Source organism: Actinomadura sp. NPDC048032 (genome assembly GCF_040653175.1).
Lineage (GTDB): Bacteria > Actinomycetota > Actinomycetes > Streptosporangiales > Streptosporangiaceae > Spirillospora > Spirillospora verrucosospora.
The window spans coordinates 24957-48877 of record NZ_JBEZJP010000002.1; the positions used below are offsets into that span (position 1 = coordinate 24957).

Annotated in this window: 19 protein-coding genes; 8 read left to right on the forward strand and 11 right to left on the reverse strand. The window is 72.0% G+C overall.

What is annotated here, in order from left to right; all coding sequences use genetic code 11:
- Positions 1 to 57: 57 nt before the first annotated feature.
- Positions 58 to 1575, forward strand: a complete 1518-nt coding sequence (locus tag AB0C69_RS00620; protein ID WP_360347899.1) for a TerD family protein — start codon at positions 58 to 60, stop codon at positions 1573 to 1575.
- Positions 1576 to 1670: 95 nt separating this feature from the next.
- Positions 1671 to 2333: a nitroreductase family protein gene (locus AB0C69_RS00625; RefSeq protein WP_345183092.1), complete on the forward strand. Its 663-nt coding sequence runs from the start codon at positions 1671 to 1673 to the stop codon at positions 2331 to 2333.
- Positions 2334 to 2349: 16 nt separating this feature from the next.
- Here AB0C69_RS00625 and AB0C69_RS00630 read toward each other — a convergent pair whose 3' ends face one another.
- Together AB0C69_RS00630 and AB0C69_RS00635 are read right to left on the reverse strand one after the other, a co-directional pair.
- Positions 2350 to 2982 carry an endonuclease gene (locus AB0C69_RS00630; RefSeq protein ID WP_345183090.1) on the reverse strand — a complete coding sequence of 211 codons (633 nt, stop codon included), beginning with the start codon at positions 2980 to 2982 and terminating at the stop codon, positions 2350 to 2352.
- Between the two features lie 81 nt (positions 2983 to 3063).
- Complete coding sequence (locus AB0C69_RS00635; RefSeq protein ID WP_360348002.1) at positions 3064 to 3813, reverse strand: ribonuclease HII; 750 nt, start codon at positions 3811 to 3813, stop codon at positions 3064 to 3066.
- 257 nt (positions 3814 to 4070) lie between these two features.
- Between AB0C69_RS00635 and AB0C69_RS00640 the strand changes: the two genes are divergently transcribed.
- From AB0C69_RS00640 to AB0C69_RS00650, 3 genes are read left to right on the forward strand one after another with little or no spacing between them, the layout of a single operon-like run.
- Positions 4071 to 6632 (forward strand): AAA family ATPase, encoded by a 2562-nt coding sequence (locus AB0C69_RS00640; RefSeq protein WP_360347902.1) that lies wholly within the window; start codon positions 4071 to 4073, stop codon positions 6630 to 6632.
- 54 nt (positions 6633 to 6686) lie between these two features.
- Positions 6687 to 7772 (forward strand): winged helix DNA-binding domain-containing protein, encoded by a 1086-nt coding sequence (locus AB0C69_RS00645; protein ID WP_360347905.1) that lies wholly within the window; start codon positions 6687 to 6689, stop codon positions 7770 to 7772.
- Positions 7773 to 7799: 27 nt separating this feature from the next.
- Positions 7800 to 8495: a histidine phosphatase family protein gene (locus tag AB0C69_RS00650; RefSeq protein ID WP_360347908.1), complete on the forward strand. Its 696-nt coding sequence runs from the start codon at positions 7800 to 7802 to the stop codon at positions 8493 to 8495.
- 24 nt (positions 8496 to 8519) lie between these two features.
- Here the strand turns inward: AB0C69_RS00650 and AB0C69_RS00655 are convergent, their stop codons facing one another.
- The 9 genes from AB0C69_RS00655 to AB0C69_RS00695 all read right to left on the reverse strand — a co-directional run bounded on the left by AB0C69_RS00655 (position 8520) and on the right by AB0C69_RS00695 (position 18652).
- On the reverse strand, positions 8520 to 9368 hold the full coding sequence (locus AB0C69_RS00655) for a biotin-dependent carboxyltransferase family protein (RefSeq protein WP_360347911.1): 849 nt from the start codon (positions 9366 to 9368) through the stop codon (positions 8520 to 8522).
- Positions 9365 to 9979, reverse strand: a complete 615-nt coding sequence (gene pxpB / locus AB0C69_RS00660) for a 5-oxoprolinase subunit PxpB (RefSeq protein ID WP_360347914.1) — start codon at positions 9977 to 9979, stop codon at positions 9365 to 9367. The genes AB0C69_RS00655 and pxpB overlap by 4 nt, the downstream gene beginning before the upstream one ends.
- Positions 9976 to 10728: a 5-oxoprolinase subunit PxpA gene (locus AB0C69_RS00665; protein ID WP_353835774.1), complete on the reverse strand. Its 753-nt coding sequence runs from the start codon at positions 10726 to 10728 to the stop codon at positions 9976 to 9978. Before AB0C69_RS00665 ends, pxpB begins: the two co-directional genes overlap by 4 nt.
- Positions 10729 to 10835: 107 nt before the next feature.
- On the reverse strand, positions 10836 to 11204 hold the full coding sequence (locus AB0C69_RS00670) for a hypothetical protein (protein WP_360347917.1): 369 nt from the start codon (positions 11202 to 11204) through the stop codon (positions 10836 to 10838).
- Positions 11201 to 13225, reverse strand: a complete 2025-nt coding sequence (locus AB0C69_RS00675; protein WP_360347920.1) for an SseB family protein — start codon at positions 13223 to 13225, stop codon at positions 11201 to 11203. The genes AB0C69_RS00670 and AB0C69_RS00675 overlap by 4 nt, the downstream gene beginning before the upstream one ends.
- Before the next feature lie 60 nt (positions 13226 to 13285).
- The gene (locus AB0C69_RS00680) at positions 13286 to 14959 is read right to left on the reverse strand and encodes an SseB family protein (RefSeq protein WP_360347923.1); all 1674 of its coding nucleotides are present in this window, start codon (positions 14957 to 14959) and stop codon (positions 13286 to 13288) included.
- Positions 14960 to 15056: 97 nt separating this feature from the next.
- A complete protein-coding gene (locus AB0C69_RS00685) occupies positions 15057 to 16595 on the reverse strand; it encodes a hypothetical protein (protein WP_360348005.1) in 1539 nt (512 codons plus the stop codon).
- A gap of 586 nt (positions 16596 to 17181) precedes the next feature.
- On the reverse strand, positions 17182 to 17961 hold the full coding sequence (locus tag AB0C69_RS00690) for a cytochrome b/b6 domain-containing protein (RefSeq protein ID WP_360347926.1): 780 nt from the start codon (positions 17959 to 17961) through the stop codon (positions 17182 to 17184).
- Complete coding sequence (locus tag AB0C69_RS00695; RefSeq protein ID WP_345183067.1) at positions 17948 to 18652, reverse strand: molybdopterin-dependent oxidoreductase; 705 nt, start codon at positions 18650 to 18652, stop codon at positions 17948 to 17950. Before AB0C69_RS00695 ends, AB0C69_RS00690 begins: the two co-directional genes overlap by 14 nt.
- A gap of 117 nt (positions 18653 to 18769) precedes the next feature.
- Here AB0C69_RS00695 and AB0C69_RS00700 point away from each other — a divergent pair, with 117 nt between their 5' ends.
- The 3 genes from AB0C69_RS00700 (at position 18770) to AB0C69_RS00710 (ending at position 23713) form a co-directional block, all read left to right on the forward strand.
- Complete coding sequence (locus AB0C69_RS00700; protein WP_353834132.1) at positions 18770 to 19351, forward strand: HhH-GPD-type base excision DNA repair protein; 582 nt, start codon at positions 18770 to 18772, stop codon at positions 19349 to 19351.
- Positions 19352 to 19731: 380 nt separating this feature from the next.
- Complete coding sequence (locus AB0C69_RS00705) at positions 19732 to 21810, forward strand: SpoIIE family protein phosphatase (RefSeq protein ID WP_360347930.1); 2079 nt, start codon at positions 19732 to 19734, stop codon at positions 21808 to 21810.
- A 253-nt stretch (positions 21811 to 22063) separates the two neighbouring features.
- Positions 22064 to 23713: an RNA polymerase sigma factor gene (locus AB0C69_RS00710; RefSeq protein ID WP_360347933.1), complete on the forward strand. Its 1650-nt coding sequence runs from the start codon at positions 22064 to 22066 to the stop codon at positions 23711 to 23713.
- The last annotated feature ends 208 nt before the right edge of the window (positions 23714 to 23921 follow it).

Consider the following 23921-nt stretch of genomic DNA (forward strand, 5'->3'; position numbering starts at 1 on the left):
CGGGGCCGGGCGGCTGCCCGTAGGTTGGTGACAGTCGGTCGATGACGAGGAGCGTTCATGTCGATGCAGAAGGGCGCCAACACGGCGGTTCCGGTTCCTTCGGTGCGGGTCGAGCTTGGCTGGCAGGGCGGCCCCGGCGTGCCCGACGCGGACGCTTCTGCGCTCCTGCTGGCGGAGACCGGCCGGGTCCGGTCGGACGACGACTTCGTCTTCTACAACCAGCCCGTGCACGGGTCGGGCGCCGTCAGGCACGAGGGCAAGCAGCAGGGGCCGACCGTCCGTGACGTCCTGGCGGTCGACCTGAACAGGGTCGAGCCCGCCGTCGACAAGATCGTCATCGCCGCGTCCTCCGACGGAGGGACGTTCTCCAAGTTCCAGGGGCTCTACGTGCGCGTGCTGGACGCCGCGGGCGGGGCCGAGGTCGCCCGGTTCGAAAGCCCGGGCGCCACCACCGAGACCGCGTTCGTCCTCGGCGAGCTCTACCGCAGGCAGGGCGCGTGGAAGTTCCGTGCGATCGGCCAGGGATACGACTCCGGGCTCGCCGGGCTGGCCACCGACTTCGGCATCAGCGTCGACGACCCCGGCCAGGCGGCGCCTCCCGCGCCCCCGCAGCCGCAGGCTCCGCCGCCCGCCCCTCCGCAGCCGCAGCAGCCCGCGCCGCAGGAGCAGTACGCGCCTCCCGGCGGGCAGTACGTGCCGCCGCCGCCCGGCGGCCAGTACACGCCTCCGCCCCCGCCTGCCGGCGGGCAGTACGCGCCCCCGCCCGGGCAGTATCCGCCGCCGCCCGGCCAGTACGCGCCCCCGCCGCCGCCCGGCCAGTACCAGCCGCCCGCGGAGCAGTACGCCCCGCCCGCCGGCCAGTACCCGCCGCCCGGCCAGTACGCGCCGCCGCCCCCCGCCGGGGCCACGCCTCCCGCCGGGGCCACGCCGCCGCAACAGCAGGGCGGCAAGATCTCTCTGACGAAGAACGCGCCGTCGGTGTCGCTCACCAAGCACGGGGCGACGGGCGGCCACATGCGCGTCAACCTCAACTGGACGGCGCGCGAGGGCGCGGCCAAGGGGCTCCTCGGCAAGCGCCGCCGCGGCGTCGACCTCGACCTGGACCTTTGCTGCCTGTGGGAGCTGAAGGACGGCCGGAAGGGCATCATCCACGCCCTCGGCGACATGGGCGCGCTCGACCGCCCGCCCTACATCAAGCTCGACAAGGACGACCGCACCGGCGCGATCGAGACGGGGGAGAACCTCCACATCAACCTCGACCACACGGCGGAGTTCAAGCGGATCCTGGTGTTCGCCGAGATCTACGAAGGCGCCGACGACTTCCGGGGCATGAACGCGGTCGCCACGCTGTTCCCGGTGGGCGCGCCGCCGATCGAGATGCACATGAACGACTGCATGGACGCCTCCCGTGACGCGGTTCTGGCGCTCATCGAGAACGTGAACGGGGAGCTGGTCGTCCGCCGTGAGGGCCGGTACGTCCTGCCGCCGCCCGGCCGTCCGCGCTGGGGCAAGATGACGGTCGACCAGGCGTACGGCTGGAACCTGGAGTGGGTCGCCTCGCGCGGAAAGGACTGAGCACCCCACGACGCGCGGAGTGCCGGAACGGGCCCGGGAACGTTGGCTGATGCTGCCGATTGTCCCGGGCCGGGGCCGACGGTAGGAACGGTCACATGAGCACCCAGCCGCAGTACCCCGTCGTGCCTGCGCCTCGTTTCGACGTCGCGCCCGAGCAGTCGGTCGAGCGCGTCCAGACGTTCGCCGACACGATGACGCTGCGCCGCACCGTCCGGGACTTCTCCGACCGTCCGGTGCCGCGCGCCGTCATCGAGCACGCGATCCGGGCCGCGGCGACGGCGCCCAGCGGGGCCAACCTGCAGCCGTGGCGTTTCGTGGTGGTGACCGACCCGGAGCGCAAGAGGCGACTCCGGGACGCCGCCGAGCGGGAGGAGCGGGAGTTCTACGAGCAGCGCGCCTCTCAGGAGTGGCTGGACGCGCTGGCTCCGCTCGGCACCGACTGGCGCAAGCCGTTCCTTGAGGACGCCCCCGCGGTCATCATCGTCTTCGAAGTCCACAAAGGCCCTGAGACGCCGCGACCGTACTACGTAAAGGAGTCGGTGGGCATCGCCGTGGGGTTTCTCTTGGCCGGCCTCCACCAGGCGGGTCTGGCGACCCTCACGCACACGCCGAGCCCCATGCGCTTCCTGAACGAGGTGTGCGACCGTCCGCGGGAAGAACGCGCCTACGTCGTGATACCCGTCGGCTACCCGGCGGACGACGCGATGGTGCCCGACATCACCCGCAAGCACATGGACGAGGTCGTCGTCTGGACGTGACGCGTGCGCGCCTCGCCTACGCGGCCTTCAGGTGCTCGGCCAGCTTCTTGTCCCGGGCCACTCTGACGAGCGCCGCGGTGAGCCGGGCCAGGTCCTTCTCCGGCACCTGCGAGGCGAGCTTCTCGGCGTCGCTGGGCAGTCCCAGGCGTTCGGCGCCCTTCTTCACCTGGTCGTCGACGTAGGGGCGGAGCCACGGCCAGATGGCCTGCGCCTCGCGGCAGAAGATGTCCACTCCGGTGGGGCCGATGCCGGGGAACTCCCGCAGCAGTTCCGCGGCCTTCTCGGGGTCGCGTCCGGCTTCGATGGCGAGCCGCCGCAGATCGCCCTTGTACCTGTCCTCGACGATCTGCGCCACGTCGCCCAGGCGGGACGCGGTGCTCTCGTCGTAGCGGACGTAGTGGCCCCTGCCGAGCGCGTCGACGCGCTCCTGCCAGGTGAGCCGGCCCATGCCGCGTGCCGTGCCGCCTCCCGCCTCGAACAGCTCGCGGGCGGCGGCGAGGGCGATGTCCGAGGAGATGCGGGCGCTCAGCAGGTTGGCCAGGACGAGCAGCTTGAACAGCGCGGCCGGCTGGTCCTTCAGGGTTATGCCGGCCTCCTCGGCGAACGTCCCGCCGGATTCCCGCAGCAGCTTCTTGACGACGGTGTCCATGGCATCCACCTCCCGTGTCTGCCGCTCTACCCGGGCCGTCGGGGATGACTCATGCACGCGCGCGAGAGGGCTCACAGGGGATCACAGCAGGCTGAGCTGCCCTTCGCCGGCGAGCGGATCGCGGTGCTTCTTCATGTGGCGCCAGCGTGGGAGTTCGTCCAGGTACGACCACGACAGCCTGTGGTGCGGCGTGGGCCCATGCTCCTCCAACGCCTTCTGATGGACGGGGGAGGGATACCCGGCACTGTCGGCGAACCCGAAGCCGGGGAACTCGCCGTCCAGATCCGCCATGAGACGGTCTCGATAGACCTTGGCCAGGACGGACGCGGCCGCTACGGTGACCGATCTCTGGTCGGCCTTGATTTCGCACCGGACGCGCCAAGGACGGCTGAGGAAATCGTGCTTGCCGTCGAGGATGACCACATCTGGCTGGACGGGCAGCGATTCCAACGCGCGGATAGCGGCGCGCCTCAGAGCGGCGGTCATGCCCAGCTCGTCGATCTCTTCTGGGCTGGACGCGCCAATGGCGTGCCCGGCCAGCCAGTCAGGGAGGATATCTGCGAATGCCTCGCGATGCGCATGCGTGAGGAGCTTGGAATCGGTCAGCGCGACCGTCTTCTTCCCGCGCCCAGGCAGGACGGGTGGCGGGCTCGCGTCCGTCACTGCCGCGCACACCACGACGGGCCCCGCCCACGCGCCTCGTCCGACCTCGTCCACTCCCGCGATCACGACCGGGCGGCCGCTTCCGGACGGCGCGGCCCGCAGCTCCTCTTCGATCTCGTAACCTGCGGCGCGCGCCGCGCTCGGGGCTGCGGCGGGAGAGGGGACCAGCCCGGGCAGGGCGCCGGTGGGGTCGGTCAAGGGGTCTCCTTAGAGCGGGAACGGACTGCGCCACCGATCGTAGGGGCGCGCCGTCCCGCGCGCCCGGAAGCGGAAGCAGAGCAGAACATCGACTTCTGGACAGGACGAATGTCCTGCTCCCAGGCGCGGCGTGGGCTCTGCTTCGCACCAGGCAGGGGTCGATGTAAGTCAACGAACAGGGCGCGGGTAGTCCCGTTCCGGGCGGTCCTGCGCTTTACTCGCTCTTGATGGCTTTGTTCGGCAGGTCTCGCTCCCGCCCGGCGAAGAACGCCGCGGCGCGGGATCTTTTCGAGCGCCTGAGATGGCGCTACTTCCAGGTCGCTCCCGGGCTGAGGTTTCTGGGGGCGGTCCTGCTGATCGCGCTTGTGCTGGTGGCGACGGTCCTCCTGGACGGGCCGATCCTCGGCGCGGCAGCGTTCACGGTGATCCTGCTGGTCGTCGTTCATCTGACACTGCGCTCGCCAACGGGCATGGCCGTCGTCACGGTGATTCTGGCCTGGCTGGCGCTGTCGGTGCCTTTGGGCAGGCTCTACCCGGACGATGGGCACCCGCCCTATCTGAACCCGTCGCTGCTTCTCGCCCTGCTCGCCGTGCCCGTCGCATTCATCGCCTTCCGCCTGCGCGGATACGCGCCGTGGAGCACGACGCTTCTGGGGTTGGCCGCCGCGGGTGTGGCGACCGCGGCGTGCGCCCACCCGCTGCCGCAGGCCAGCGTCACGCCAGGGTGGCTCGCGGCACTGGCCGTTCTCGCCTACCGCTGGGACCGGGCAAGGCGAGCCGTTCCGGCGGAGGCTTACGAAACGGGTTGGGTGCAGGAGCAGGCGAGCCCGAAGGGGGACGCCATGGCAGGGCCGCGCAAGAACTCCTCTGGTCCGGAGAAGCGGGAGCGGACGGACAAGCCGAGCAGGCCCGACCGGCGCGGTTCCGGCGAGGACGGGGGCGCCGCCACCTCCGCGCAGGCGGCGCACGACCAGCGCGCAGCGGCGCAGGCCGCCGACCCGGGCGCCGCCCCCGAGCGCAAGGCGCCGCCCGAGCGCCGGACGGAGTCGCCGGACATCTCCGTGGCGGACGCGCTCGCGGAGCTGGAGAGCATGATCGGGCTGGAGCCGGTCAAGCGGCAGGTCCGCTCCATCGCCGCGTCCATCGAGGCGGCGCACATGCGCGCCGCCGCCGGGGTCCCCACCGAGAAGCCCATGCGGCACTTCGTCTTCGTGGGGCCCTCCGGCACGGGCAAGACCACCGTCGCCCGCGTGCTCGCCAAGATCTTCTACGCGTTCGGGCTGCTGCCCGAACCCGCCCTGGTCGAGGCTCACCGCGCTGACCTCGTTGGTGAGTTCCTGGGTGCGACGGCCATTAAGACCAACCGGCTCGTCGACTCCGCTCTGGGCGGGGTCCTGTTCATCGACGAGGCGTACAGCCTGGTCAACTCCGCGGAGGGGCAACCCGACCGGTTCGGCGACGAGGCCGTCCAGACCTTGCTCAAGCGAGCTGAGGACGACCGCGACAACCTCGTCATCATCCTGGCGGGGTACGAGACACAGATGGCGGAGTTCCTCGACTCCAACCCTGGGCTGGCCTCCCGTTTCGGCACGCGCGTGCTCTTCCCGTCCTACCGCCCCTCGGAGCTGCTGCAGATCGCCGATTTCCACACCGCGCTTCGCGAGGACAGGCTCGACCCGGAGGCCCGCCGGAGGCTCGCCGCCCGATTCGAGGAGGTCGAGCGGCGCGGCATCATCGACGACCTGGGCAACGGCCGGTTCGTCAGGTCGCTGGCCGAGGCGGCGGCGCGCGCGCGGGACGTGCGCGTGGTCGAAGCCGTCTCGTCGTCGGGCGCACCGGCCAGGCCCACCGCCGACGACCTGGTCACCGTGCGCGCCGAGGACGTGGAGACCGCCTTCGCCGAGGTCACCGAGCGGTTCCGCGGCTACGCCGAGACCCCGACCCTGGACGAGGCGCTCGGGTCCCTCGACGCGATGATCGGGCTGGAGCCGGTGAAGCGGCAGGTCCGTGAGATCGCCGCCCAGTTGCAGGTGGCCCGGATGCGGCAGGAGCAGGGCCTGGTCACGCGCCCGCCGACCCGCCACTTCGTGTTCACGGGGCCGCCGGGCACGGGCAAGACCACCGTCGCGCGTGTTCTCGGCAGCATCTTCGCCGCATCGGGGCTCCTCGCCCGTCCGGAGGTGGTCGAGGCACAGCGCGCCGACCTCGTCGGCGAGCACCTCGGCGCGACGGCGTTGAAGACGAACAAAATCATCGACTCCGCCCTCGGAGGCGTCCTGTTCGTCGACGAGGCGTACTCGCTGAGCAACTCCGGCTACTCGGGCGGCGACGCGTTCGGGGCGGAGGCGGTGCAGACGCTGCTCAAGCGGGCCGAGGACGACCGCGACCGCCTCGTCGTCATTCTGGCCGGATACGACGCCGACATGACCCGGTTCCTGGCCTCCAACCCTGGGCTGGCCTCCCGGTTCGACGTGCGCGTGGACTTCCCCTCCTACGGGCCCGACGAACTGCTCCGCATCGCCCAGCTCATGGCCGAGCAGGGCGGCGACCAGTGGGAGGAGCGCGCCCTGGACGATCTGGCCCTCGTGTTCCAGCGCGCATGCGGGACCGGCCGGATCGACGAACTGGGCAACGGACGCTTCGCCCGCTCCATGTACGAGAAGGCGTGCGCGTGCCGGGCGCTTCGGGCGGCACGGCTCGGGTCCGCGGCGACCGCCGCCGACCTCACGCTCCTCACCACCGACGACGTCCGGGACGCCTTCGCCGAGCTGTCCCACCGCCTCGCCTGACCCGCCGCCGGGGGCGCCTCGTGGAATGTCGGTGCGCCGCGATGTAATCGGCGCATGGCCTCGGTGACGTGGAAGCAGATCCTCGCCTGGCGGATGCGGCGGCAGTTCGTCGAGCAGCCGGAGGACGTGCCCGCCCCGGAGATCGCCCGGCGGCTGGCGGGCGTGCAGGCGCAGGTGGCGTCCGCCGCCGAGTTCGCCGTCGCGGTGCGCCGGCGGACGCCCGTCTCCGGCGAGGTGACACGGGTCCTGCTGGACGATCGGACGCTCGTCAAGACGTGGGCCGCGCGCGGCACCCTGCATCTCCTGCCCGCCGACGAGGCCGCCGCCCATCTCATGCTGTGCTCGTCCATCCGCAACTGGGAGAAGGGGACCTGGCAGCGGACCTTCGGCGCCACGCCGGCCGACCTTGAGGCGATCGCCGCTGCCGCCGCCGACGCGTTGTCGGACGGGGCGGCGCTCACGCGCGAGGAGCTCACCCGGGCCGTCGTGGACGAGACGGGCTCACGGCATCTGGCCGAGGTGCTCGGGTCCGGTTGGGGCACGCTGCTCAAGCCGCTGGCCTGGTGGGGCGTGCTCTGTTACGGGCCGCCCCAGGGCACCAAGGTCACTTTCACCTCTCCGGCGCGATGGCTTCCGGGCTGGACGGGTCTGCCCTCCATGGAGGAGGCCGCCCGTACCGTGATCCGCGCCTATCTGGGCGCCCACGGGCCCGCGACCCCCGAGATGTTCGACAACTGGCTGATGCGCAAGCAGAGCCGGAAGAAGGACGTCAGGGCGTGGTTCGCCGCCGCCGAGGATGGGTTGTCCTCTGTCGAGGTCGAAGGCGTCTCCATGTACGTCCTTGACGAGCACAGGGACGAACTCCTCGACACCGCGCCCACCACGTCCGTCCGGCTGCTCGGTGGGTTCGACCAGTACATCCTTGGCGCCGGGACAGGTTCGACCCACCTGGTGCCGCCCGAGCACAAGAGCCAGGTGAGCCGAGCGGCGGGATGGATTTCTCCGGTCGTCCTGTACGAGGGCCGTGTCGCCGGCGTCTGGGAAGCCGCTAGAGGCGACGTGACCGTGACCCCGTTCGAGGACATCCCGGCTGCGCCGTTGAAGGAGGAACTGAACCGGCTGGCCCCGTTGCTGGGCTGACGAGCGTCTCCGTCTAGGGTGCGCAGAGTGGACCAGCGGGATGAGCCGACCGAGTATCGGCAGACGCCGTACAAGGCGCCGGACGGCGCCACCGAAGTCCTTCTCATCAGGCACGGCGCTTCCGCGCCGGCGCGCCCCGACAGGCCGTTCCCGCTCGTGGACGGCCACGGCGACCCAGAACTCGCGCCCGAGGGGCGGGAGCAGGCGGAGCGGGTCGGTGAGCGGCTCGCCGGCGAGCGCCTCGACGCCATCTACGTGACGCCCCTGCGCCGCACGTCCCAGACGGCGGCGCCGCTGGCTCGCCGAGTCGGGCTGGAGCCCCGGGTCGAGCGGAACCTGCGCGAGGTGCACCTCGGCGAGTGGGAGGGCGGTCTCTTCCGGAAGATGGTCGCCGAGAACGATCCGGTGGCGCAGCGGATGTTCGCCGAGGAACGCTGGGACGTCATCCCTGGGGCGGAGAGGAACGAGGCGTTCGCCGCGCGCATTGAGGAGGGGCTCGTCCGTATAGCGGCGGCCCACGCGGGTGGACGGATCGCCGTGTTCACCCACGGCGGGGTCATCGCCCAGGCCCTCGCGGCCGCCACCGGCGCCAGGCCGTTCGCGTTCCTCGGCGCGGACAACGGCTCGATCTCACGGCTCGTCAGGATCGGCGCCCTGGCGTCGCTGCGCGGCTTCAACGACGTCTCGCACCTGGACGGGTCCGTCCCCGCACCGCTGACCTAGACACCGGGCGACACGGAGGCGGGGCTAGAGCCGGAAGCGAAGCCTCTGCCCCGGGCGCAGTTGCGCGGCGTCGGCCACGGCGGCCGAAGCGAGCACCGCGACCACCGGGTAGCCGCCGGTGGTCGGATGGTCGGCCAGGAAGATGATGGGCAGCCTGCTGGGCGGCACCTGGAGCGAACCGATGACCATGCCCTCGCTGCCGAGTTCGCCGTCGCGCGCCCGTTCTAGGGGCGGCCCGTTCAGGCGGACGCCCACGCGGTTGCTGTCCGGCGACACCTCGTAGAGGGCGGACGTGAGCGTGGCCAATGCGTCTTGGGCGAACCAGTCGTCACGCGGACCGGGCAGGATCCGCAGGATCGGGGTCTCCGGCATGACCACTGTGGGCACGACATCCACATTGATGTGACTCAGGCCCCTCGCAGAGCCGACCGGCAGGCGGTCACCTGGCGCGAGCGGCGCTGGCCCGAGGCCGGACAGTAGGTCGGTCGAACGGCTGCCCAGCACTTCGTCTACGGCGATGCCGCCTCGTACGGCGACGTAGCTACGGAGCCCGGACGCGGGTGCGCCGAGTTCGACGACGGCGCCTCTCCCAACGAAGCAGGGCGCGTTCATCCCGTGAGGGCGGCCGTCGATGCGCAGCGTCACCGGAGCCCCGGTCACCGCGATCCAGGCGCGGCGGTGGAAGCGCAGGGCGGCGCCGCCGAAGGTGAACTCCACGCCCGCCGCGCCCTCCGGGTTGCCCACGAGACGGTTGGCCAGCCTGAACGCGCGCTGGTCGGCGGCTCCGGACCGGGGGACGCCGAGATGCGCGCGGCCGGGCCTGCCGAGATCCTGGACGGTCGCCAGCGGGCCGGGCCGCACGACCTCGATCAAGGACGCTCCTCGGGGACGAACCGCACCCGCGTCCCCGGCCGGAGCAGGGACGGCGGATCGCGCGACACGTCCCACAGCGGCAGGCGGCTGTGGCCGAGCAGCCGCCAGCCGCCCGGCGACCGGGACGGGTACACGGCCGCGTACGGACCCGCCATCGCGACCGAACCGGCCGGGACGGCCTTCCTCGGTGAGGCGCGGCGCGGCACGTGCAGCGCCGGATCCAGCCCCGACAGGTAGCCGAAGCCCGGGGAGAAGCCCAGATAGGCGACCGTGTACGAGGCCGCGGAGTGCCGCTGGACGACCTCCTCGCGCGACAGTCCGGTGAGGGAGGCGACCGCGTCGAGGTCCTCACCGTCGTAGACGACGGGTATCTCCAGTGGCTCGGCGTCGCTCACCACGTCGTCGGCCAGGCGCAGCCGCGGGAGGCGGGCGGCCAGACCGTTCAGGTCGGCGGAGCGGTCCGCGACCACCAGGACGGTCCGTTCGCCTGGGACGACGTCCACGACACCGGGCAGCGGGACGTTCCTGAGGGCGGCGTCCATCCGGTGGGCGGTCGCCAGGTCTCCGGTCTCCACGAGCAAGGCGGTGTCGCCGACCCGCCGCACCTTCACGCGAACGATTCCAGGATGACGCCCGCCGCGGACAGCGCGGACCGGACGGACCTGGCGAGGACGACCGCGCCGGGGGTGTCGCCGTGCACGCATATGGAACGGGCCTTCAACGCGACCTCGGTGCCGTCCACCGCGACGACGGTGCCGTCCACGGCCATCCGCACAGCGCGCTGCACGACCGTGTCGGGGTCGTGGACGACCGCCCCGGGCTCGCGTCGGGACACGAGCGCGCCGGACGGCGTGTAGGCGCGGTCGGCGAAGCACTCGGCGACGACGGTGAGGCCGTCGGCGACGTCATGCACCGCGGAGCCCGGAAGGGTGAGCAGGGGGAGCGACGGATCGTAGGCCCGCACCGCGTCGGCCACGGCGCGCGCCTGGACGGGGTCACGCGCGACCCTGTTGTAGAGGGCGCCGTGCGGTTTTACGTACGCCACACGCCCGCCTTCCGCGCGCGCGATGCCGTCGAGCGCCGAGAGCTGGTACAGGATCTCGGCGGTCAGCTCCGGGGCGGCCACGTCCATCTCCCGGCGGCCGAAGCCGGCGAGGTCCCAGTAGGAGACCTGGGCGCCGATCGTCACCCCGCGCTCGACGGCCGCCGCGCACACCCGACGCATGATCAGCGGATCGCCCGCGTGGAACCCGCACGCCACGTTCGCGCTCGTGATGACGTCGAGCAGCGCCGAGTCGTCGCCCAGCCTCCAGACCCCGAACCCTTCGCCGAGGTCGGCGTTGACGTCGATGACCGTCATGCCCCACAACCCGTCATGCCCCACAACCCGTCATGCCCCACTACCCGTCATGCTCTGCACCCTCATGCCCCGCGACCCGTCAGAGCCGCTGCCGCCGAATCCCGTGCTCAGACGGTCTCCTCGCGGAGATCCTCGATTTCGTGCCGGGACGCCCACGCCTGGTACACGCCCCGGTCGAACGGCTCCAGGCCGAGCCTCTCCGCCACTGGGACCTTGCCGCCGCTGTACTCCACGCGCAGCCAGCCCTCGTGTTCGCCGAGGACCACGAACGGCTCGCCGCGCCACGTGCAGTGGGTGGTCACGTACTGGAGGCGGTCGACGTCCGCCAGGGGCACCACCTGGACGTACCGGTCAGGGGAGACCTGCCTGAACCCCTCCGCGTCTCGTGTGGCGTAGAGGCGCACCCGGTCGCCGTCAGGGCTCGCCTCGTACTCGGCGCCCCGCCAGCCCGCGTAGTAGCCGTGCCGGATGCTCACCCCTGGCCTCCCGGCAGTTTCACGAGCCACCTGCGCAGGTCGGCGTCGTAGCTCGCCACGAGGGAGACCCTGCCCTGCGCGTCGAGCCGATGCATCTCGGCCCTGTGGGGCAGGCGCTGGCTCTCGACCTTGAACTCGGGGATCGCGGGCCCGTCGCCCGGCGCGTACCCCGACCCGGGGAACGGCGCCTTCTCGATGACCCATCCGCCCGCGATGATGCCCATGCTCCACTCGTCGATTCCGCCCAGCGGACGCCGGAACAGGTCGGGCTTCACGGCCGGCCAGCGGATCACGAAGATCTGCTCATCGGCGGGCGCGAACGGCGACCCTTCGTACACCAGCCCCAGAGCCCGGATCAGCGCGGCGGGGGTTTTCAGCTCCTGAACGTCCTGGAACCGGTGCACGTAACCGGCGACCAGGTCGTAACCGCCTTCCAAATAGTGCTGCACATGCTCGGGCCGCACGACCTTCTGCATCACCACGACCTGGGACGCGTCAGCGGGCCCCTGCGTCTGAGGCCCCATGCCCCGGGCGCCTGACGGGGCCCGGGCCCCGCGTTCGACGATGCTGGGTGCTCTCTCTACGCGGGTCTGCGCGCTTCCAGGGGAGGGCGGCGCGGCCGCGGCCGGGACGCTCTGCTTCCGGGTGTCCGTGCTGGGGGGCCTTGGGTCTGTGCGCGGGCGCGGGGCTTCGGTCCGTGCCCGCTCGCGCTGGCCGTAAAGCGGCGCGACAGGAAGACCCTGCGGATCGGCAGGCGTCTCCCGGGCCGTCGATGGTTCCTTTGCGACCGGTCTTTCCCTGGGGACAGGCGTCTCCCTGGTCGGCGGGGCCTGCCCGGCGGCGGGGACCTCGGGCCGCGGCGGGGCGGGCGGCGCCGGGGGCGGGGCGGGCGGAGCGGGCGGACGCTGGACGGGCGCGCGGACCCCGGGCGCGGGCGGACCGTCCGGTGGCGCTGTGCTCGCCTGTGCGGGCGCCGGCGGCGCGGGGGGTGCGTCGGTCCGGGGCCGCGCCGGTTCGGGGCGCTGAAGCGGCCTGGAGGCCCGGCGGCCGCCCGGCCGGGCACCGCGCCCCTCGGCGCGGGACGCCGAGCCGCGCGACGAGCGGCGCGACGACTGACCGGCCACGTGGACGTCGGTCGGCACCGGCGGCGTGGGCGTCCGGGGCTCCTCGGGTTCGAGGAGCGCGTTGGCGTCCAGGTAGCACGCGCTCGGCAGGCCGGGGTTCACCGCGAGCTGCCACTCCGGGTGCGGCCAGCGCCGCGACAGCTCCGCCAGCGAGGCCTGCCGGTGGTGGACCGCCTGCCCCTGCAGAGAGCGGTCCATGGCCTCGGGCGAAGTGAAGGCGAGCACGAACGTGCCGTCGCCGAAACGCGCCGTGGCGAACTGGTGCTCGCCGCCCTCCGGATCGCCGGGCGCGGGCAGGTACAGCGTGGCGCGCGCGAGCAGCTCCAGGTAGCCGTGCTGGTCACCGCGTTCGCGGGCCTCGGCCAGCGCCGCCTCCAGGGCCGACCCGGACGGGCGTGCCGGACGCGCCGCGGCCTGGGCGGGACGCTCGTCCTCGGGGACGGCGAGCGCGATGCCGAGACCGGGCAGGGCCAGGGGCCCGCCGTCGGACCCGGCCTTGCTCGCCTGGTAGACGAGTTCGAGCGGAGACTCGATGCCGTAGACGTCGCGGAACGCGCCCGTCATCTGCCCGGCGAGCAGGGCGCACGCTTCCAGCAGCTCCGAGGAGGCGCGCCCACCGCGGCCGCCGCGCTCGCGGAAGGTGAACCGGTCCCACCAGTTCTTGCGGTCCTCCTCGTCTGGCGGCTCCCAGCCGAGCGCCCTCAGTCGCCGCTCCTGACGCGACGCGAGGGGGCGGGGCAGGAAAGCGCTGCCGACGGCCTCCGCGTCGAGCGTCCCCTCGGAGCGCATCGCCTGCACGTAGGGCAGACCGCTCGGGCCTTGCAGGATGAGGAACGAGGTGACCGGCAGCCGTGAAAGCTCCAGTGTCAGCCGTCTGGCGAAGTCGTTCCAGTCCACTGGGGATCCACTTTCACGTGCGGGGCGGGATTCCGTACTCGACGGTAGCCGAAGGGCGCGTCACTCGCTCCAGGGAGACGGGACCGCGTCGGCCCGCACGGGTGTCCAGACCCCGCCGATGGCGTCGTAGACCGCGACCGGTTCCTGCCCGCCCTCGCCCGCCGAGCGCCACAGGCGCGTGCCGTGCGGGGGCCGCATCGGGACGCCGGCGGGACGCGGCGCATGAGCGGGCGCCTGCCGTGCCCGCCGTGCCGGCCGGGTCGCCGGGGCCGGTGGGACCGAAGGGGCTGGCGGGACCGACGGGGGTGGCGGGGCCGGCGGGTCTTCGGCAGGGCCGTTGCTCGCCAGCGGGTCCTTGACCGGCGGGGTCTCGGCCGGAGGGGTCTTGACCGGCGGAATGTCGGCCGGCGGGTCGTCGGTCGGTGCGCCGAGAGGCGCCGCAGCGGCCGGCTCCGGTGCCCTCGGAGGTGCGCCGCCCGCTTCCAGGGCCGCCCGCAGATCGGCCGCCGAGTACGGGTCGACCGCCGTGTGAGCGTCGTCGTAGGGGACGTCCGCCGTCCCGCCCGGAGCCGCCCCGCCCGGCGCGGGCACCCCAGGGGCCGAACCGTTGACCGGAGGAGTCGAGCCGCCTGCGACGGGGTTCGGCCCAGAGAGCGCGTTGGGGTCGACCGTCCCGTAAGGGTTGGGCTCGTTCGACAGAGGGTCGTACTGGAGGGGATCGGGCGCTCCGCCTCTGCCGCCCTGCAACCGTCCGATGACCGACGAGTCCAGGAGCACTTCGCTGGGCAGGCCCCAGTTGATGGCCAGCCGCCACGCGGGATCGGGCCAACCGGCGGCCAGCCGGGCGAACGAGGTGCGCCGGTACAGGCCGGGATGCCGGTCGCCGGTGCGCGCGAGTGCCCCGGGCGAGGTGAACACCGTGACGTAGGTGCCGCTGCCGATGGTGATGGTGGGGAACTCGGCGCGGTCGGGGTCCTCCACGGCGGAGGCGGTCGCCGGCAGCACCAGGTCGGCGTTCTCCAGGAGCTTGAAGTAGGCGGTGTTGTCGCCGTTCGCCTTTGCTTCGGCGAGACGTGGTTCGAGCAGTTCCGCGTCCATGCCGGGCAGCGCCTGATCCGGCAGCGGCAGCCGCGTCCCCGCCAGAGGGGCGCCCGCCGGAAGAGGGTCGACGCCGGACAGCGGATCGGCGCCCGACAGCGGATCGGCGCCGGACAGGGGGTCGACACCAGGGCGGGCTCCGCCGGACGATGCGCGGCGCTTGCTCACCCGCGACGGGTCGGCCACCTCGATCCCGAAGTCGAGCAGCTCGATGAGGCCCGACCCGTGCCGGTGGAACGACTCGTACACGAGGTCGGACGGGCGCCGGACGCCCTGGACGTCCCGCAGCGCCGTGACCATCACGTCGGCCAGGCGCGAGAAATCGGCCTCGGTCACGCTCAGCATCCCGCCGGGCATGCCCGCCTCGGGCAGTTCGGTCCACCAGTTGCGCGGCGCGGGGTCGGCGGGCGGGCGCCAGCCCACCTCGCTCATGACCTCCTCGTCGGCCAGGGTGAGCAGGAGGGGGCCTTCGAGGAAGTTGTTGCTGACGGCCTCGGCGTAGAGCCGGTCGGGCTCGCGCATGGCCTGGACGTAGTGACGGCTCTCGTCGCGTTCGCGCACGATCAGGATCGTGTCCCGTTCGAGACCTGCCAGCTCACGTCCCAGCCGCCGGGCGAACTCGGACCACTCCAACAAGATCACTCCCTACGACCAGGGGCCGGTGCCGACCCCCGCGAGACCGCGCCCGGGACCCGATGATTGTCGCCGGGAGCGCGACGCGCAAACCGGGAGTTCAGTCGGGCGGCGGTTCGTGACGAAGCACACGCAGGGCCTCCCGGAGGGCCTCCGGGTCGCCCCCGCAGCGGTCCAGGACGCCGATGAGCCTGTGCAGGATCTCGTGGCGTTCGTAGCCGACGTCCAGCAGCGACTGCGCGGTGTCCCACAGGTGGGGCGGCTCGCCGTCCCACAGCATCGCCGCGAGCCGCATGTGCGCGTCGAGGTGCTCCTCGTCGCCGCCGGGGTGCTCGAACTCCAGCAGGGCGCGGCGGTCGCCCGGGTCGGCCGGGTCGAGCTCCGACAGGTCGAGGATGTCGTCGCGCCCCGCCCGCCGGTGCGTGCCCGACAGGAACGGCAGGGCGAACGCGCGGCGGGGGAGGGCCTCCAGGTCGCCGTCGGGCAGCAGCCGGTCGACCAGGCCCCGGTCGAGGCCGAAGGCGGCCGGATCGCGGTAGGCCGCGGAGAATTTCGCGGTGGCGTCCCAGAGGGCGTCCAGGGTCGCCCTGATCCCCTCTTCCGGCAGCCCCGTCCGCCGTCCGGCCCAGCGGATCCACGCGGCCAGGACGTGGGGGACGGCCTCCTGCTCCGACGGGGTGAGCAGGACCTTGCGCGGCAGCCAGTCGAGCAGGAACATCTCGCACTTGATCGGGCTGACCCGCAGGGGCCGTCCGAAGTCGTGCGCGCAGCCGTAGTCGATGATCCGGTCCACGCACCGGATCGCCGCGGAGATGTCCGACAGCTCTCCCGCCTCGTCCGAGGCGAGGAACCGCGTCGCGATCGTGGCGCGCCGGTCGCGGCCGTACACCGGAGGCTGGGGCAGGCGGCCGCCCGGCGGAAGGATGTCCACGCGCGCGCGGACGAACGCGTGGTAGGAGCCGAAGTTCTCGTTCACCGGCGGGTCGTCTGTCTCGTCGGTGAGATCCAAGGCGCTCTGCAGCAACGCCTTGGTGTCGCGCGGGTCGAGCTCCTCGAACCGCATCAGCGGGTTCTCGCGGCCTTCGCGGCGGCAGTGGTCGAGAAGCCGGTCCACCCGGGAGGAGACCCAGGCGTCCCGGACCATCCCGCTCGCCGGCGGGCGCCCCGCAGGCGCGGCCGCCGCGAACGGGCCGACGCGCGGCTGGACGACCCCGGCCCTGTTGCGGTCGACCAGGATGACAAGGGCGTGCCTTTCGGAGCCCCCGTAGGTGTAGGTGCAGATGACGGAGTCTTGGTCGCCGTAGACGTCCCTGGACGCGAAGCACGCCTCGGGCTCGACCATGCCGACGCGGTCGGCCCAGCCGGGCCTGGCGACGCCGTCGCTCATCAGTTGCAGCGCCGCGCGCTCGGCCTTGGCCGCCTGGCGCGGGGTGCCCATGTAGGCGATGCCGGTGAGCAGCGCCAGCGCCGCCGGCGTGGCGGCGGCCGCGGCGTAGCCGACCAGGGCCTCGCCGATGACCTCCTCCACGTCGCCGTCCGGGACGCGCTGCCCCCACCAGGAGCCGAGGATCTCGCTGACGATGAGCTCCGCGTCCAGGGGACTGCGCACCGCCAGCAGTTCGCGGGCGTGCTGGAGCATGCCGTCGAAAATCGCCGAGACCTCGTCCGGGGGTTTCGGGCCGTCCCGGGCCGGGTCCCCGGAGGAGCGGCTGCGGCTGCGGGGACTCACCCCCCTAGCCTCTCAGATCCGGCGCGTACGGTGGCCCGGACACCGGCGAAGGCCGGAATGGGCCGCCACCGAACCCGCGCCGCCTCGATCGGCCGCTCAGCGGTCTTTTCAGCCGGAAACGTCGCCGGTGGGTGAGTGCCTAGAGGGCGGCTGCGATTTCAGGATCCCGGTGAGCTGCTCTCGGGCCATCCGCTCGACTCTGTCCGGAGTGGTCTCCAGACCCAGATGGGCCATGCAGGCCTGGACGTCGGCCACACACCGGTGCACCGCGTCTGAGGGGAAGGACGCGAACTCGTCGCAAAGCCGCTGTGCGAGAGCGTCACGTGTCTCGTTCCGGTGATCGGCCAGTGCAGGCATCAGCGCACACCTCCGCGCACGGGGTACCGGCGGGCGGGGACGCCGCCGGCGAGACGGAGTTCCCTCGGACGGCCCATGCCTGGAGCTTCAGCGAGAACCCTGCCTCGATGTCACATTCCAGGCCCCGATGCGCAGAGAGTCAAGACGTTCCGGGGGGTCGTTTCGCAAATTCTGGACCCCGTTCACCGGGCGTTCCCCGAGGACCGGCCGGCGCCTCGCCCGTCTCCGCGCTGGCCTCGCCCACCTGCGGGTTCGCTTCGGCGGCGGTCGGCCGTCCAGCCGCGTCCGGGGACCTGCGCGCGGCGTCGGCCCAGCTCGCGTGATGCCGTGCGGCCCAGCCGGGGTCCACCCGCCCGGTCAGCATCCCTGTCAGCGCCTCGCGATCCCTCAGCGCCTCCCACAGGTGCCCGGCGGTCACCGCGAGGACGGCGAGGAAGAGCCAGTCGTGGACGAAGGTGGAGCCAGTGCGCCACCGGTCTTCCCACGGGCCGGGGAAGGTCATGATCTCGCCGGTGCCGAGCATGACGAGGATCGCGCCCGCGGTGAACGCCGCGTTCAGCTTCTGGCCCGCGTTGAACTTGCCTACTGGCAGGACCCCGCGCCCGTCCCGGACGGCCCTGCGGTCGCCGCGCCTTAGCCACTCCCAGTCCGCGGGCACGAACCTGTTCAGCCTGCGAAGGTCGGTCCTGAACGCCCGGGACAGCAGACCGAGCACGATCGGCACGGGCAGGGCGAACCCGCACCAGACATGGACGGTCTTGACCATCTCCCTGCGGCCCACCAGCGTCGAGAGCGGCGGCAGGTAGAGCACGGCGGCGGTCAGCAGGCAGACCAGCATCAGCAGTGCGGTGACATGGTGGATCGAACGCTCGGCCCGGGTGAACCGCACGAGCCGTCCTGGCGGCTCAGGTCGGTGCATCGCTGCGTCCGTTCGACCGTCCCACCCAGGCGTCCACGTCGTAACCGAGTTCCTCCCAGTAGCCGGGCTTCACCCGGTCGGTCAGTTCGATGCCGCCCAGCCATTTCAGCGACTTGTAGCCGTACATGGGCGCGACGTACAGCCGCGTGGGGCCGCCGTGGTCGTGGGTGACGGGCTTGCCGTCCATCTGGGTCGCGACCAGGACGTCCCGCCGTCGCGCCTGCTCCAGCGTCAGCGACTCGGTGTAGACGCCGTCGAACGACGTGAACCGCACGGCGCGGGCTCGGGCGGACACTCCGACCGCGTCCAGCAGGTCGGGCAGCGCCACGCCGACCCACCGCACATCCGGCACCCGCCAGCCCGTGACGCACTGGAAGTCCCTGTCGAGCGCTGTCTGCGGAAAATGCGCTAGATCGGCCATCCCAAATGATTGCGGCTTGTCCACAAGACCGGAAACGGTCACCCGGTGCGTAGCGGCGCTGTGCCGCTTCACACCGGGCGTGACCGAGTAGTAGCGAAACCCGCCGGCAGCAGGCAGGACGTCCCCGATCGGCCCGACCGGCGCCAGGGTCCGGCTCACCTTGTCCTGGACGGACGCGCCCACGGCGGCCCCCGCCACGCCGAGGCCGAGCATCCCCAGGACGACCCTCCGCCCCACCGGGCTGCCTTCCAGTCGTTCGTCCTCGCTCACCGCTCCATTCGAGCACCCCGGCCTGCGGCTCGCCAGGGGACGGCGGACCTCGTAAGACTTTTGACAGATCCCGGCGTCGCCTCCGACCGGCTCCGGGCGCCGCCCTAAGCTGACCCCATGGCCACGAAGGTTCACCTCGCGCAGCGTCCAGAGGCCGACGAACTGCTCGGACGCAGTCCGCTGGCCGCTCTTGTGGGCATGCTGCTCGACCAGCAGATCCCGATGGAATGGGCGTTCTCCGGCCCCTACACCATCGCGCAGCGGCTCGGTTCGGACGATCTGGACGCCTACGAGATCGCCGCCTACGACCCGGAGCGGTTCGCGGCGCTCCTGGCGGAGAAGCCGGCCGTCCACCGGTATCCCGGTTCGATGGCCAAACGCGTCCAGCAGCTGTGCCAGTACCTCGTGGACCACTACGACGGTGACGCCGAGAAGGTGTGGAAGGGCGTCGACAGCGGCAAGGAGCTCTACAAGCGGCTGAACGGCCTCCCGGGCTTCGGCAAGCAGAAGGCGCAGATCTTCCTGGCCCTGCTGGGCAAGCAGTACGGAGTGCGGCCGGAAGGCTGGCGCGAGGCCGCCGGCGACTACGGCGAGGAGGGCTCGCACCGGTCCGTCGCCGACATCACCGGACCCGACTCCCTCGCCAGGGTGCGGGCCTTCAAGCAGGAGATGAAGGCCGCCGCCAAGGCGGCCGGGTGAGGTCGCGAGCAGGACGGAACTCGCCGAACGGGGCGAGTTGACACCCCGTGACGCATGTACGCCGTAACATCTCCTACTTGCCGTCCATGCCGGGCCGCCGCGCGCGCCCTCCACGACGGTGTCCGAAACCGACGAGTTCGTCCGAGGCCGAAGGGGCAAGGATGTTCATCAGGGCTTCCGTACGCGGCGAACCATCGGGATGATGAAGACCTGACTCCGACCGGTGTTGTGATGGAGGCGGGAGCGTTAACCTGCTCCCATTCACTCATAGTGATGAATAATTGCCGCGCGGTACGGGACCCTCTGGGGCGGAGGTGTTGTCGTTGAGCACCGAGACGTCCGTTCCGCATCCCCGCGTCTCAGGGGTGGAGGGGCAGCCCATGGATGCGTCCGACGCCGCGCTGTACGCGACCTTGCTGCGGGAAGCGCCCGAAGGGCTGGCGTTCTTCGATCGCGATCTGCGTTGCCGCCGGGCCAACGACGCGCTCGCGGAGCTGCTGGACGTGCGCGTCCGCGATCTCCAGCAGCGCCGGCCGTCGGAGGTGCTGCCCGAGGCGCTGGCGGCGGCGTTCGAGACGGCGCTCCGCAAGGTGATCGCCGACGACCGCCCGGTGACCGACCTCGAACTCGTCGTCCCGGTCCGGGATGCCGAGGCGACCGGCGATGCGCCCGGCGTGGCCACCGCCGTCGAGGAGCGCATCCTGGCGTGCACGTGGCTGCCCGCCAACGGCGGCGGCGACGAGCGGCCGGGCGTCGTCCTGACCGCTCTGGACGTGACCGAGCGGCGCAGGGCCGAGGAGGTCATCCGCCGCAAGGAGCAGCGCTACCGCTCGCTCGTGGAGGCCAGCGCCCAGGTGGTGTGGGTCGCCGCGCCGGCCGGCGGGGCGATCGACGACGCGCCCGAGTGGCGCGCCATCACCGGCCAGACGCCGGACGACTACGCGGTCGGCGGCTGGCTGTCGGTCGTGCATCCCGAGGACCGGCCCCGCATCGAGGCGCACTGGCGCGACTGCGTGGCAGAGAACCGGGTCTTCGAGACCAACTACCGCATCCGCACCAAGAGCGGCACATACCGGCACTTCGACGTCAGGGCCGTGCCCATCTGGCGCGGCGACGCGGTGATCGAGTGGGTCGGCGCCAACACCGACGTCACCGGGCAGCGCGAGGCCGAGGAGATGCGCGGCCGGCTGACCGAGCAGCTCTCGGCGGCGGCGCTGCGCACGGCGCGCCTCCAGCAGGCCACGTCCATGCTCGCCGAGGCCCTGACCGTCTCCCAGGTGGTCCAGGTCATCACCGAGGTCGGGCGGTCCGCCATCGGCGCCGACTACTCCGCGGTGGCGCTGCTGGACGACGACAAGCTGCGGCTCAGCATCGTGGCCCCGTCCCAGCCGGGGACGGAGGGCGAGACGTCCTCGGCCTCCCGCGACGAGATCAAGGTCAGCGACCAGACCGTGATGTCGGTGGCGGTGCGCGAGAGCCGGCCGTTCCTGGCCGAGCACCCCGACAGCCTGCGCCTGCAACTGGGCCACGGCGAGCGCGACCTGTTCGCCCGGCACACGGAGGAGCGCGCCTGGGTGGGCCTGCCGCTGCTCGCGGCCGGCGCCCCGATCGGCGCGCTCCGCTTCTCCTTCACCCGGCCCAGGGAGATCACCGAGGAGGAGCGGGTCTTCCTGGAGGCGCTCGCGGGCCAGTGCGCGCTGGCCGTGGAGCGGGCCCTGCTGTTCGAGCGCGAGCACAAGACCGCCGAGGAGCTCCAGCGGAGCCTGCTGCCCAGCGACCTGCCGCAGCTGCCGGGCATGGCGCTCGCCGCCCGCTACAACCCCGCGACGCGCCACGTGCAGGTGGGCGGCGACTGGTACGACGTCTTCCGCCTCGCCGACAACCGGCTCGCCGTGGCCGTCGGCGACGTGATGGGCAAGGGCGTCCTCGCCGCGGCCGGAATGGGCCGCGTGCGCAACGCCCTGCGCGCCCTCGCGCTGAACGACCCGCGCCCCGCCGCGGTCCTGGCCGGCCTCGACCGGCTGTTCAGCGCCACGGAGGACGAGGAGCAGTTCACCACCGTCGTCTACGCGGTCATCGACCCTGAGACCGGCCAGGGAGAGCTCAGCAACGCGGGCCACCCTCCGGCCCTTCTGATCTCGCCCGACACGCCCGCGCGCGTGAGCAAGCGCGAACCCGGAACCCCCCTCGGCTGGCCGAGCCAGCGGCAGCAGACAAGTTTTTCCATCAGGACCGGCAACACTGTGGTCTTCTATTCCGATGGACTTGTGGAGAACCGTAGGCGTGGGGTGGACGCCGGGCTTGAGGAGCTCGTCGCCGTCGCGGCGGACGCCCCACCTGAAGTGGTAGGAGATCCCGAGAGACTCGTCGACTTCCTGGTCGATCGGATGCTTGCCGGATATGAGCAGGTAGACGATGTGACCGTGCTTGCGCTGCACGTCCCGCCCAAGTCCGAGTGAACCCCGCCGAAGACGGCGCCGAGACGGTCCGCGACGTTCGAAGGACCGCCCCGCGCCCTCTAAGGTGGAGTGTTACCGGGTAGGACTCCAAGGCGGAATGCGCAGCAGTGCCAGAATGCTTGACCCAGAGAGAGCGGGTACGCTGCGGTCCCGCACCGGGAGGTCCGCTCCGTGTGTGGTCCCACCCAGTGTGAGGCCGAGCCCGTCAGGGCACTTGGGTCAACCAAGCCACACGTTCGTTCGAGAGGTATTTGTGTCGCCTGCTAGCTCGACCTCGAAAGCGTCAGATCTGCACGATCACGTCATCGCGCAACTGATCGAGCGTGGACGGTCCCAGGGTTACCTCGAAGCCGACGACGTACGACGTACGTTCGAGGAGGCCGACATCCCCGTGTCGAAGGCCTCCAGCATTCTGCGGAGCCTCAGCAAGGAGGGTGTGACCGTCATGGTGAGCGCTGCCGACTCCGCGGCGCCCAAGCGTCCGCGCAAGCGCGCGACGCCGCCGGCACGCAGGCCCAAGACCGCCGCCGCCGCCAAGGAGCAGCCCGACACGGTGACCGCCGTCGTCGGCGACGACGCGCCGGAGGAGGCCGCCGCCGCGCCGCGCCCGGCGGCTCCCAAGCCCGCGCCGCCGAAGAAGGCCGCGCCGGCCAAGGGTGCCAAGGCGAAGAAGGCCGGACCGGCGAAGAAGGGCGCGCAGCCGGTCAAGGCCGCCCCGTCCGACAGGGCCGACAAGGGTGAGGACCCCGAGGTCGACGACGAGGTCGACGTCGACCTCGACGAGGACCTGACCGACCTCGAGGCCGAGCTCGTGGACGACACGGCCGAGGCCGAGGAGGCCGAGGCCGAGGCCGAGGAGGAGCCCGCCGCCGCGCCCGTCGCGAAGGCCGCTCCGGGCGCCAAGGGCGACACCCCGACCTCCGAGGAGGAGGGGTTCACCCTCGGCGACGACGACGAGGACGCGCCCGCCCAGCAGATCGCGGCCGCCGGCGCCACCGCCGACCCGGTCAAGGACTACCTCAAGCAGATCGGCAAGGTGCCGCTGCTGAACGCCGAGCAGGAGGTCGAGCTCGCCAAGCGGATCGAGGCCGGCCTGTTCGCCGAGGAGCGCCTCGCCGTCACCGGCCCCTCGATGTCCGAAGAGGACCTCGAGGACTTCGAGTGGATCGCCGAGGACGGCCGCCGCGCCAAGAACCACCTGCTGGAGGCCAACCTCCGCCTGGTGGTCTCGCTGGCCAAGCGCTACACCGGCCGCGGCATGCTGTTCCTCGACCTGATCCAGGAGGGCAACCTCGGCCTGATCCGCGCGGTCGAGAAGTTCGACTACACCAAGGGCTACAAGTTCTCCACGTACGCCACCTGGTGGATCCGGCAGGCCATCACCCGCGCCATGGCCGACCAGGCCCGCACCATCCGCATCCCGGTGCACATGGTCGAGGTCATCAACAAGCTGGCGCGCGTGCAGCGGCAGATGCTCCAGGACCTGGGCCGCGAGCCCACCCCGGAGGAGCTGGCCAAGGAGCTCGACATGACCCCGGAGAAGGTCGTCGAGGTCCAGAAGTACGGCCGCGAGCCCATCTCGCTGCACACGCCGCTCGGTGAGGACGGCGACAGCGAGTTCGGCGACCTCATCGAGGACTCCGAGGCCATCGTCCCGGCCGACGCGGTCAGCTTCACGCTGCTGCAGGAGCAGCTCCACTCCGTTCTCGACACGCTCAGCGAGCGCGAGGCGGGCGTGGTGTCGATGAGGTTCGGCCTCACCGACGGGCAGCCGAAGACGCTGGACGAGATCGGCAAGGTGTACGGGGTGACCCGGGAGCGCATCCGGCAGATCGAGTCCAAGACCATGTCGAAGCTGCGGCACCCGTCCCGCTCGCAGGTCCTGCGCGACTACCTGGACTGACCGGCCGCACCGCGGACCGACCGACGGCAGGGCCCCGGCGATCGCGCCGGGGCCCTGCCGCCCCGCGCCCTGCCCCACCGGCCCCGCGCGCTTCAAAACCCCCCACGCGCCGCCGACGCCGTCCGCGTGCCGCTGGGGCGTTCGCGTGGCCAGGGGCGTTCGCGTGGTGGCCTGTTCGCGTGGCCTGGCCATTCGTGCTTCGAGACCG